Genomic DNA, 11385 nt, shown 5'->3' on the forward strand with positions numbered 1-11385 from the left:
GCCGGGCTTCGGGGTCAGCCGGGCGCCGGCGAAGCCGGCGAGGGCCGGGACCAGGGTGATCGCGGCCAGGACCGCGACGAGCACCGCTCCGGCGGCGCCGAGACCCATCACCGTCAGGAACGGGATGCCGATGACGCCGAGCGCGGCCAGGGCGATGATCACGGTGCTGCCGGCGAAGACGACCGCGCTGCCGGCGGTGCCGGTGGCCAGCGCGATGGACTCGCGCGGATCGATGCCGCGGGCGAGCTGCTGGCGGTGCCGGGACAGGATGAACAGGATGTAGTCGATGCCCACGGCCAGTCCCAGCATCAGCGCGAGTGTGACGGCGGTGGACGAGATGCTGACCGCCGGAGTCAGGGCGAGCAGCCCGGCGAGCCCCACGGCCACGCCGAGCAGCGCGGGCAGCAGTGACATGCCTGCGGCGAGCAGGGAGCCGAAGGTGACGACCAGGACGAGCAGGGCCACGGCGACGCCGATGACCTCGGACGGGCCTATGTGCACGCCATTGCTGCCGTAGGCGCTGCCGCCGACCGAGGTCCTGAGTCCGTTCCCCTCGGCCGCCTCGGCGGCCCCCTCGATCACGTCCAGGGACGACGGGCGTACCTCGGCCCGTTGCACCGAGTACTGCACCTGCACGATCGCCGTGCTCCGGTCGGCCGAGACGGCCCCCGTGGCTGCCGGGCCCATGACGGCCTTGACCTGGGGCGCCTTCGCGGCCGTCGCCTCGGCCCGGGCGATGGCCGCGGTGTAGCGGGCCTCGGTCACGCGGTGGCCCTCGGGTGCGACGAAGACGATCTGGGCGTCCGCTCCGGAGGCCTCGGGCAGTGTCCTGCCGAGCGTGTCCAGCGCGCGCTGCGACTCGGTGCCCGGCACGGTGAAGCGGTCGTCGAGCCTGCCGCCGAAGACGCCGGCGCATGTGACGAGCGCGGCGAGGACCACGAGCCAGATGCCGAGCACCAGTCGGCGATGGCGGTAGGCGCTTCGGCCCAGCCGGTGGAGCAGGACAGCCATGGCGAACTCCCAAGGTCGGTGAGGGATCTGCCGGACGTCACGTCACGTCGCGGACGAGCGGGGGCGGACGCGGGACGAACGGCGCAACGGGTGGCCTGCGCGGCGAAGGGCTGCAGGCATGAGGCGGTCGGATGCCGTGGCCCGGCATCCGACTGCTTCGGCAGCGACTTTATCACTTGCTCAAGTCGATCGACCGAATCATCTAACCGAGACGTACGACATTGTCACTCGACCATGTCGTCTGTATGGTGTGGGCCATCGGAGCCCGCAGCCCCGGGGAAGAGCCAGGTCATGGGCCTGTGCCGCCCCCGCGGCGCCTGTCCGCGGCGTCCGGACCCACCCTCGCGACAAGGAGTGATCATGAGCAGTGCGATCGGCACGGGCGCCACGGGCGGCGGGCAGAACGAGGGCGGCGCCACGTCGCACGGGGCCCGCCGGGCGGATGCGGTGGTGATCGGTGCGGGGCTCGCCGGTCTGACGGCGGCGCGGGAGCTCGTCGCTTCGGGCCGGTCGGTGGCCGTGCTGGAGGCCCGGGACCGGGTCGGCGGCCGGCTGCTCAACCACCACCTCGGCGACGGTCGGGTGACCGAGGTCGGCGGGCAGTTCGTGGGCCCCACCCAGGACCACATCCTGGCGCTGGCCGAGGAGGTCGGCGTGGACACGTACCAGGCCGCCGTGCCCGGCGACGCCGTCTACGTCCACGACGGCAAGGCCAAGCGGTTCACGGGGCACACCCCGCCGGACCTGTTCGCGCTGCCGGACATGGCCGTCGCCCTGACCCGCATCGGCCGGGCCGCGGCCAAGGTGGACCCGGCCGCCCCCTGGCGGGCCCCGAACGCCCGTGAGCTGGACGGCATGACCTATGAGACCTGGCTGCGCAAGGCCGAGATCGCCGGCGGCGCCGTCGACATGGTCAACATCTTCCTGAACTCCGCCTACGGCGGCGAGGCGCGCGACGCGTCCGCGCTGTTCAGCCTCTGGTACGTGTCGACGTTCGGCAACGAGACCCATCCCGGCACGATGGAACGCGGCACCGGCACCACGGGCGGCGCCCAGGACAGCCGTTTCGTCGGCGGCTCACAGCTCGTCGCCCAGCGGCTGGCGGAGGAACTCGACGGCCGGGTCCAGCTGTCGGCGCCGGTGCGGCGCGTCAGCCAGGACTCCTTCGGCGTGACCGTGGTCTCCGACGCCGGCGACTGGCGGGCCGACCGGGTGATCGTCGCCGTCCCGCCGCTGGTGGCGTCGCGGATCCAGTGGGACCCGCTGCTGCCGGCTCAGCAGGACCAGCTCCACCAGCGACTGCCGTTCGGGACGCTCATGAAGTGCGTGGCCGTGTACGACAAGCCGTTCTGGCGGGAGGACGGACTGTCCGGCATGGGCCTGCTGCGCGGCGGCTCCCCCCTCCGCGAGATGTTCGACAACACCCCGCCGGACGGCGGACCGGGCGTCCTCATGGGCTTCCTCGGCGGCGCGGAGTGGCGCAGGTGGGCGCACCGCCCGGCCGCCGAGCGCCGCGGCGCCGTCCTGCGCTGCTTCGCCCGGGTCGTCGGGGAGCGCGCCTTCGACACCGTCGACTACGTCGAGCAGGACTGGACCGCCGAGCAGTGGACCCAGGGCGGCCCCACCTCCGTCGCCGCCCCCGGCGTGCTCAGCGAGTTCGGCCGGTGGATGGGCCGCCCCCACGGCCGCGTGCACTGGGCGGGCGCCGAGTTCTCCCCCTACTGGAACGGCTACATGGACGGCGCGGTGCGCTCCGGCCGCCACGCCGCCGCCGAACTCCTCCACCAGATCTGAGTGCGAGCAGCACCTTCGAGCAAGGGATTCCCGTCATGAACCGTTTCGTCGTCGCCGAGACCGCCGTCATCGACGCCCCCATCGGGCGGGTGTGGGACGTCATCTCCCGCACCGACCGGTACGCCGAGTGGGTCGCCGGGGTCATCGAGGTCACCGACCACCACGGCGTCGCCGCCGTCGGCAGGACCTACGCCGAGCGCAACCGCACCCTCGGCCCGCTCAGGACCGCCTCGGTCTGGACCGTCGGGGAGATCGAGCCGTTCAAGCGCCGCGTCGACACCGGCGCCGGCTTCGCCCCGCTCCAGGACGTCACCAGCACCTTCGAGTTCCGCCCGGTCCAGAGCGCCGACGGCCGGGAGGTGACGGAGATGCTCTACCAGGTCGAGTACGCCATCGCCCTCGGCCCGCTGGGACTGCTCCTCGACGCCGTACAGCAGCCCGCGATGCGCGTCGGCATGCGCACGTCCATGGCGAACCTGAGCACCCTGCTCCGTTCCGAGGCGCCGAGGAGCGCCCGCTGAGAGGCGGCGCACGGCGCCCGGGCCAGGCATGGTCGAGCGACCTGTTCGGCAGACTGAGTCGGATAGGATCGTGACATGGCTCATGTGTCCGCGGCGGAGCGCCGTCCACAACTGATCAAGGCGGCCATCGGGCTCATGGCCAGGGAAGGCGTCGCCGCCGGCAGCACCCGCGCCATCGCCGCGGAGCTCGGCGTGGCCCAGGCGACCGTGCACTACACCTTCGGCACGAAGGAGGAGCTGTACCGGGCCGTCATGGAGCAGCTCACGCACGACCTGGTCGAGCAGGTGACCCGGGCCGCGCCCACGGACGCGAGCTTCGAGGAAACCGTCGTCGCACTGGCCGAAGCGCTCTGGCGCACCGTGCTCGAACAGCCCGCCTCGCACCAACTGCTCGGCGAGCTGAGCATGTTCGCGCTGCGCACGCCGCATCTGAAGCAGGCTCTCCAGAGCCACTACGGCGAGGTCCTGGCGGTGACGACGAAGCTGGTCGACGAGGCCGCCGCACGCACCGGCCACCGGCTCGCCCAGCCCGCCGGGACCATCGCGAGGTTCTTCCTGGCCGGCTTCGACGGACTGACGATGCAGCACCTGTCCCTGCCGGACGAGGAGGCCGAGAGCGTCTGCCTGCGAGCCCTGGTCTCCTCCGTCCTGGCCATGGCCTGAGGTCGTCGATTCGGCCTCCGGCCCATGGCCTGAGGCCGTCGAGTCCGTGGCTTGAGGCCGCGGAGTCGGCCACCGGTCACGCCGGCGCACTCCTGGTCAGAGCACCGAGTTCTGCCACTGCTTCGGGGACAGGCCGTAGGTCTGCCGGAAGACGCGGCTGAAATGGGAGGGGCTGGTGAAGCCCCAGGACTGGGCCACCACGGCCACGCTGCGCCGACGCCGGCGGAGTTCGAGACGGCAGGCGGCGAGCCGGTGCTGTCTGATCCAGGCGCCCACGGTGGTGCCGCTGGTCCGGAAGAGCTTGTGCAGGTACCGCACGGAGATGTGGTGCGCCCGGGCTATCGAGTCCGGCGACATGCTGCTGTCCGCGAGGTTCTCCCGGATGTGCGTCTGGACCCGCGCCAGCAGCTCGTGAGCGGGATCGGCGAGGTCGCCCGGTCGGTCGCTCTCCTGGACCTCGGTCAGCAGCAGGGCGACCAGGTCGGCGGTGTTCAGCGCGAGTCGTCCGCCGACCGTCGGGTCCCGGCGCCGCGAAGTCCTCGCGAGCGCCGACAGGAACAGCGAGACGCATTCCGCCAGGCCGTGCCCGCCGCCCACCCGGATCACGGGAGCGCACCTCAGCGCTTCCTCCGGCACGTCGAGGAGGAAGCGCGGCACCCGGAAGAAGGCCACGTCCTCGGCGACGTCGCCGGCAGGCGGGACCGTGCCCCAGACCAGGAGGTCGCCCGGTCCCAGCACATGCGGGGACCCCGGACGCAGGGGCAGGCTGCTGTCGGACAGGTTGACGCCCAGGTACAGATGTCTGCCGTCGCCTCCGGCGGGCCAGGGCATCTCCACGAACGGGCGGGAGCGGTCTCCTCGGGGCATCTGTGTCGTGGCGGCCTTCCTGTGCGGGGTGTGCGGGACTGCCGCCGAAGGCGGCCTCACGGCTCTCACCCTCGCAAGCCGCCCGCTCCGCACGCATCAGTAAGGTGACGGTCCGTCTTCGACGGGAGCCGAAGCAGGGTCGGCGAGCAGCCTTCCGAGGAAGCGGCCGCCCTGCTCGATCGCCGCCACGGTCGGCGGACTGTCCCGCAGCACGCTCAAGGACACGAAGTCGTGCACGGTCCCGAGGTACCGGGCGGCGGTCACGGGGACGCCGGCCCGTCGCAGCAGCCGGGCGTACTGCTCGCCTTCGTCCCGGACGACGTCCGCCTCGGCCGTGACGATCAGGGCGGGCGGCAGCCCCGCCAGATCCGCCGCGGTCGCCCGCATCGGCGAGGCCGTCGGCTCGGCGAGCGCGCCCGCGTCGTCGGCGTACTGGCCCCAGTACCAGTCCAGCGCCTCGCTCGGCAGCAGATAGCCGGAGGCGAACTCGTCCCGCGACGGGGTGGCGGAGTGCGGATCGGTCATCGGGTAGTACAGCAGCTGCGCCCGGATGCGGGGGCCGCGCCGCCGTTTGGCCATCATGGCGAGCGCCGTGGCCATCGTCGCGCCCGTGCAGTCGCCGGCCAGCGCCAGCCTGCGGCCGTCCAGACCCAGCTCGTCGGCCTGCTGCGTCACCGCGGTCAGGAGCGCGTACGACTCCTCCAGCGCGACCGGGTACCGGGCCTCCGGGGTGCGGGTGAACTCGGGCACCACGAAGGCGGCGCCGCTCAGGTCCGACAGCTGCTCCGTCAGACGCGCGTGGGTCCTGGCGTCACCCAGCATCCACCGTCCGCCGTGCAGGTACACGACGACGGGAAGCGGCCCGGTCTGCCGCGCCGGCCGGAACAGCCAGAAGCCGACGAGTCCGCGCGGGCCCACCGGCGCCACCCGGAACTCGGCCTCCGGGCCGAAGCCTTCGAACGCGTGACCCTGCATCTCCAGCAGGGCCTGCCGTCCGTCGGCCGGTCCCAGCCGGTGCAGGTAGGGCGGGCCGGCGCAGGCGTCGACGAGTCGCTGCACGAGGGGGTCGAGCACGACGGAAGGGCGTTCCCGCCCGCCGCGAGGCTCTGCGGGTTCGGAGTTCAACGGCGCACGTCCTTCCTCGTCATGACCGGCCCGCCGTGGAGTCACCGACCGTGGATCACCGATCGTGCATCACAGGTCGTCGTGCATCACAGGTCGTCGAACAGGTCGCGGAGCTGGTTGCGGCTGCTGACACCCAGTTTCGGATACACGTTGTAGAGATGGGAGCTGACCGTGCGCGGTGAGAGCAGCAACTGCTCCGCTATCTCCCGGTTGCGCAGCCCTCGGGCCGCCAGCCGCACGATGTGGCGCTGCTGCGCTGTCAGTTCGGACAGCGGATCGGCCGGGGCGGGAGCGGTGGCGACGCCGCTCGCCCGCAGCTCGGCGCGGGCCTCCTCGGCCAGGCCCGACGCGCCGAGCCGGGTGAACGTCTCCAGCGCCGTGGCCAGGAGCGGGCGGGCGTCCAGGAGCCGCCGCTGTCTGCGCAGCCACTGCGCGTAGTGGAGCCGCGCCTGGGCCCGGGCGAGCGGCCACTGGTCGCCCACCGGGTTCACCGTGGCGAGCCGGAAGTGGTGTTCGGCGTCCTTCGCCTCGCCGATCAGTGCGGCGGCGTGGTGCATCAGCAGCGTCATCCTGGTCGTCGGACGGTCCCCCGCCGCCGCGCGCACCGCGTCGAGGACGTGCCGCGCCTGCGCCTGGCGGCCCGTCCGCTGGGCCGCCGAGGCGAGATCGGCGACCGACCGGGGGGACAGGAAGTAGTGCAGCGCGGCGCCGTCCTCGTCGAACAGGGAGCGGAAGTGCCGGAACGCGGCGTCGAAGTCGCCGGCCGCCCGGGCGGCCGTGCCGGCGGCCCTCGACAGCCACGCACGGGTGGCGCGGTTCTCCTCCAGCGCCACCGCCGTCCAGGCCCCGTCCGCCGGCGGGGACCCGGGCTCGCCTCGCAGGGCCCGCAGGATCGCCTGAAGCGCCTCGACGTCGATCTGCATGTGCCGCCACTTGTGGACGGCCGCCAGCGCTCCCGTCGTCTCCAGATGCCGGTCGGCCTCCGTCCACCGTCCGGTGTCGATCAGCGTCGCGGCCATCGGCATGAGCGAGGGCGCGGCGGAGCCCATGGCGCCGTAGGCGTCGAGCGCGCGGTAGACCCCGCGCAGGGACTCCACGCACAGGTCGGACTCGTCGGCGTACCAGGCCAGCGCGCCGATGCCGAGGACCCGGGTCGTCTCCGCGATGTCGGGCGACTGTCGCTGCGGCGAGCCCGGCCGGCGGCGGACGCGCCGCAACAACTCGGCGGCCTCGCTCGGATCGGCCCCGGCCAGCGTCGCGGCCACCACGGCGTCGGCGGCGTCGGTCGTCTTCAGCTCGGCGTATTCGGTGTCCCCGCTCCCGCCCCGCACCCCGCGCAACAGCGCCGCTATCGGCTGCCTGACCTCGGGCAGGCCCGACTGGGACGCCACCGCGTTGAGCACGCTGGTCAGGGCGAGCACCGTCATCGCTTCGCCGGGCGGATCCGGCTCCAGGGCGCTCATCAGCACCTGGAAGGCCTCGCGCTGGCGACCGAACAGGGACAGGGCCATGCCCGCCGCGCAGGCCGCCATGCCCAGCAGGTCCCGGTCCTCGGTCAGCGCGGTGATCCGGTCGTAGAGTTCGCCGACCCACGAGGGGTCGCCGGCGTTCTGGGCGGCTCGCAGCGCCTTCGCATAGCGCCGCGCCCGGTCGGCGGCCGCGGGGCTGCACTCGGCGGACCGTTGCAGTGCCTCGCCCGCCGCGAAGAACCCGCCGATCCGTGCGGCGAGTTCGGCGGTGTCCTCCAGGGCCGCCGCCACGGACTCGTCGTGACCGACGCAGGCCGCGGCCAGGTGCCACGCCCGCCGCGCCGGGTCGGCCGTGAGGGCGGCCGCCAGGTCCCGGTGCGCCTGCTGCCGGAGGTAGGCGGGCGCCGCGTGGTAGGAGGCCGCGCGTGCCAGCGGATGGCGGAAGACCACCCGCCCGTCCAGGACGGTCACCAGGCCCGCCTCCTCGGCCGAGGCCCACGCCCACAGGTCCGGCCCGGCGCCCGCGGCCGCCATGATCGTGTCGAGGTCCTCGTACTGCGACGCCGCCGCGTAGAGGATCAGCCGCTGGGTGATGCCCGGCAGGTCGCGCAGACGGGCGGCGTACAGCTCCTGGATGCGCTCGGTCTGCGGCAGCCCGCCGCCGGGCAGCGTGCCCGTGCCGCCGTCCGCCGCCGCGGCGCGGCACAGCTCGATGACGGCCAGCGGGTTCCCGCCGGCCTGCCGCAGCAGTTCGATGCGCGTCCGGCCGGTGGGCACGTGCGGCTGGGCGTCCAGGAGTTCGGCCGCGGCCCGTTCGGTCAGGGGCCCCAGCAGCACGCAGGGCAGGGCCTCCGGCGCCCCCTCGGGCGGCGTCTGTCCGCGTGCCGCCAGCAGCACGTGCACGTCGGCGGAGGTGAGGCGGCGCATCACGAAGCCGAGCACGTCGAGGGAGTCCCGGTCGAAGTGCTGGACGTCGTCGATCGTCAGCAGCACGCGCCGCCGGCGTGCGACGTCGGTCAGCAGCGTGAGCACCGCGACGCGCAGCAGCATGGGGTCGGACGGTCCCTGCGCGGGAGCGACGCCGAACGCCGTCTCGAGCGCCGTGCGCAGATGGCCGGCCAGCGACGCCGCCTCGGGCAGGACGGGGAGGAGCAACTGGTGCAGGGAGGCGAAGGACTGCCGCGACTCGGCCTCCGTGCCCTGGCACGCCAGCACGAGCGCTCCGTTGTCCCGGGCGTGGTCGACGGCGACCGCGAGCAGCCGTGACTTGCCCGTGCCGGCCTCGCCGAGCAGGATCAGCATCCGCTGTTCGCCGCCGTCGTCCATGCTCCGGAGCAGCCGGGCGATCTCCGCCTGTCGGCCCACGGGGGGCGCCTGCGGTACGGGCGAGCCCCCGCCGCTGCCGCTAGTCCGCATGCCGGGCCACGCGCGTCACGCACGTGCGGTGTAAGGGGGGAACGCCCCTGAACGCTTCGGCCACGATGATTCCCTCGCCCTCATGTGCAGCACCCCGGCCGGTCATGACGAGCGAGGCGGATGACACTCATTTTGTCATCCTCGTGGCGTCGGGACGGTCCTGTCCGCCGCCGGAGCGCGGACGCGCCGACTGCGGTGCACGGCACGGCACATGGATGTTCCGGCCGTCGCGGGAGGCGAACGCGTCGTTGTTAGGGTGGCGGGCAAGGACTGGCTCCCGGGCGGGCCACGTCGGACACGACGGGGGGTGCGTCGGTGGGGAGTCGGCAGGAGGGACGCGCGGAACGCGGAGCACGCGCGGAACGCGTCGGGCCGGTGAAAGGCCCGTCGTCGCATACGGCGCTGCCCGCGTCGCTGGGTTCGACGCTTCGGGGGGTCGCGGGGCTCGCCGCGCTGGTGGTCGTCGTCCTCGGAGTGCTGTACGCCGGCGCCGGCGAGCCCGGCAGGGTGGACCGGTGGCTCGTGCGGCCGACGGCGGACAGCGTGCGGCCGCCGTGGCGGACCGTCGCACTGGCCCTGGACTTCCTGGGGGAGCCCGCGGGGGCGGCGCTGCTGCTGGTGGCCGTCGCGTCGGGCTGCCTGCTGTTTCGGCGTCCTCGCTCGGCGGTGCTCGTCGTCGCCGGCGCCGGCCTGACCGTGGGGGCGGCGACGCTGCTCAAGTCCCTGGTGGGACGCACCATCCACGGCGCCGACAACCTGTCCTACCCGAGCGGGCACACCGCGTTCGCCACCGCGGTCGCCCTGGCGGCGGCGCTGCTCGCGGCCGGCCGGCTCGGCCTCGCCAGGACGGCCGGCACGGCACTCGTGCTCACCGCTGCGCTGGTCGCGGGGGCGGCCATGGGCTGGGCGCAGGTCGCGCTGGGCGCGCACTATCCGACCGACGCCCTGGGCGGCTGGTGCACCGCGCTGACGGTGGTGCCGGCGACCGCGTGGCTGATCGACCGGACGGCCGACCGGGCGGCGAAGCGGTCGGCGAAGCGGTCGGCGGGCGGATCGGCCGTCCCGCCGGACGGTCCCGTCGCCGCTCCGCCGGCCGACGCCGGTCGGCGGGAGCGGCACTGACCCCACGGCACGCCTGGGGCACGGCACGGCCGGGTCACGCCACGGCTGGGCCGCCTCGGGTCACGCCTGGCGGCGGAACACGGGCTTGACCGGCCGTCCGCCCATCCACGGGGTGGGGTCGCCGGCGTCCAGGGCCTTGCGGTACACCGCGCACGCCTGGGCCGCCACGTCGACGGTGTGATCGATGTCGGCGTCGCTGATCGCGCTGCTCACCACGAACGACGGGGCCAGCACACCGCCCGCGAGGAGCCGGCGCAGGAACAGGGTGCGGTACTCCTGCGAGGGGCGCCCGTGCTCGTCGAGCGTGGCGAAGACCAGGTTGCTGGCCCGGCCCCGGACGACGACGTGGTCGCCGACGCCCATGCCGGCCGCCGCGTCGCGGACACCGGCGGCGAGCCGCTCGCCGAGGGAGTGCAGCCGCGCGGTGACGCCCTCTTCGACGTAGGTGTCGAGCACCGCCATCGCGGCGGCCAGGGAGTGCGTCTCCGCGCCGTGCGTGGTGGACAGCAGGAACACCCGGTCGTCCGAGTGGCGCAGCCCGCCCCGCTCCATCAGCTCGCGGCGCCCGGCCAGGGCGGAGACGGCGAACCCGTTGCCCAGCGCCTTGCCGAAGGTGGAGAGGTCGGGGACGACGCCGTACAGCCCTTGGGCGCCCGCCTCGGACCAGCGGAAGCCGGTGATCATCTCGTCGAAGACCAGGACGCAGCCGTGCCGGTCGGCCAGCGCACGCATGCCTTCGAGGTACCCGGGCGGCGGCTCGGCGTGGGTCGCGGGCTCCAGGATCAGACAGGCGACGTCGCCGGGGTGGCGGGCCAGCAGCTCCTCGGTGGCGGCCAGGTCGCCGTAGGGGAACGCGACGGTGAGTTCGTTGGTGGCGTCCGGGATGCCGGCGGACATCGGCGTGGTGCCGATGAACCAGTCGTCGGTGGAGAAGAACGGGTGGTCGGCGCACAGGGCCACCCGGCGGCGGCCGGTTGCGGCGCGGGCCAGGCGCACCGCGGCGGTGGTGGCGTCGGAGCCGTTCTTCGCGAACTTCACCATCTCGGCGGTCGGCACCGTGGCCAGGAAGCGCTCCGCGGCCTCGACCTCCACCACGGACGGTCGGACGAAGTTGCTGCCGCGGTCGAGTTGCCGTCGCACCGCCTCGACCACCCGGGGGTGGGCGTGGCCGAGGCTGACCGAGCGCAGTCCGGAGCCGTACTCGACGTACCGGTTGCCGTCGACGTCCCACACATGGGCGCCCTGGCCGTGGCTGATGACCGGGGCCAGGTTCTCGGGGTACTGGTCGTCGCCCTTGGCGTAGGTGTGCGCGCCCCCGGGGATCAGGGCGTGCAGGCGCTCGTTCGCCGCCCGCGACCGGGGCAGGAGGAGCTCTCCGGTGTCTTCGGTGTCCACGC

General features: G+C 73.8%; 9 protein-coding genes. 4 read left to right on the top strand and 5 right to left on the bottom strand.

The features are described from left to right. The coding region (locus ABT300_RS01195) for an MMPL family transporter (RefSeq protein ID WP_351670273.1) at positions 1 to 1011 on the bottom strand (1011 nt) is incomplete at its 3' end. Positions 1012 to 1371: 360 nt separating this feature from the next. On the opposite strand from ABT300_RS01195, the gene ABT300_RS01200 reads away from it, so the two are divergent. The 3 genes from ABT300_RS01200 to ABT300_RS01210 all read left to right on the top strand — a co-directional run bounded on the left by ABT300_RS01200 (position 1372) and on the right by ABT300_RS01210 (position 3989). Beyond that, positions 1372 to 2805, top strand: coding sequence for a flavin monoamine oxidase family protein (locus ABT300_RS01200; protein ID WP_351670276.1), 1434 nt, complete (start codon positions 1372 to 1374; stop codon positions 2803 to 2805). A gap of 35 nt (positions 2806 to 2840) precedes the next feature. Next, on the top strand, positions 2841 to 3326 hold the full coding sequence (locus tag ABT300_RS01205; protein ID WP_351670279.1) for an SRPBCC family protein: 486 nt from the start codon (positions 2841 to 2843) through the stop codon (positions 3324 to 3326). 75 nt (positions 3327 to 3401) lie between these two features. Then, positions 3402 to 3989 (top strand): TetR/AcrR family transcriptional regulator, encoded by a 588-nt coding sequence (locus ABT300_RS01210; RefSeq protein WP_351670282.1) that lies wholly within the window; start codon positions 3402 to 3404, stop codon positions 3987 to 3989. Between the two features lie 96 nt (positions 3990 to 4085). Here the strand turns inward: ABT300_RS01210 and ABT300_RS01215 are convergent, their stop codons facing one another. The 3 genes from ABT300_RS01215 to ABT300_RS01225 all read right to left on the bottom strand — a co-directional run bounded on the left by ABT300_RS01215 (position 4086) and on the right by ABT300_RS01225 (position 8815). After that, positions 4086 to 4856 (bottom strand): helix-turn-helix transcriptional regulator, encoded by a 771-nt coding sequence (locus ABT300_RS01215; RefSeq protein WP_351670285.1) that lies wholly within the window; start codon positions 4854 to 4856, stop codon positions 4086 to 4088. Positions 4857 to 4952: 96 nt separating this feature from the next. Next, positions 4953 to 5981 (bottom strand): alpha/beta hydrolase, encoded by a 1029-nt coding sequence (locus ABT300_RS01220; RefSeq protein ID WP_351670288.1) that lies wholly within the window; start codon positions 5979 to 5981, stop codon positions 4953 to 4955. A gap of 86 nt (positions 5982 to 6067) precedes the next feature. Then, complete coding sequence (locus ABT300_RS01225; RefSeq protein ID WP_351670290.1) at positions 6068 to 8815, bottom strand: AAA family ATPase; 2748 nt, start codon at positions 8813 to 8815, stop codon at positions 6068 to 6070. A gap of 426 nt (positions 8816 to 9241) precedes the next feature. On the opposite strand from ABT300_RS01225, the gene ABT300_RS01230 reads away from it, so the two are divergent. After that, on the top strand, positions 9242 to 9988 hold the full coding sequence (locus ABT300_RS01230; protein ID WP_351670292.1) for a phosphatase PAP2 family protein: 747 nt from the start codon (positions 9242 to 9244) through the stop codon (positions 9986 to 9988). Between the two features lie 60 nt (positions 9989 to 10048). On the opposite strand, the gene ABT300_RS01235 is transcribed toward ABT300_RS01230, so the two are convergent. Then, positions 10049 to 11383 (bottom strand): glutamate-1-semialdehyde 2,1-aminomutase, encoded by a 1335-nt coding sequence (locus tag ABT300_RS01235; RefSeq protein ID WP_351670295.1) that lies wholly within the window; start codon positions 11381 to 11383, stop codon positions 10049 to 10051. Positions 11384 to 11385: the final 2 nt, after the last annotated feature.

Source organism: Streptomyces sp. NPDC001027, from assembly GCF_040299045.1.
Classification (GTDB): Bacteria; Actinomycetota; Actinomycetes; order Streptomycetales; family Streptomycetaceae; genus Streptomyces.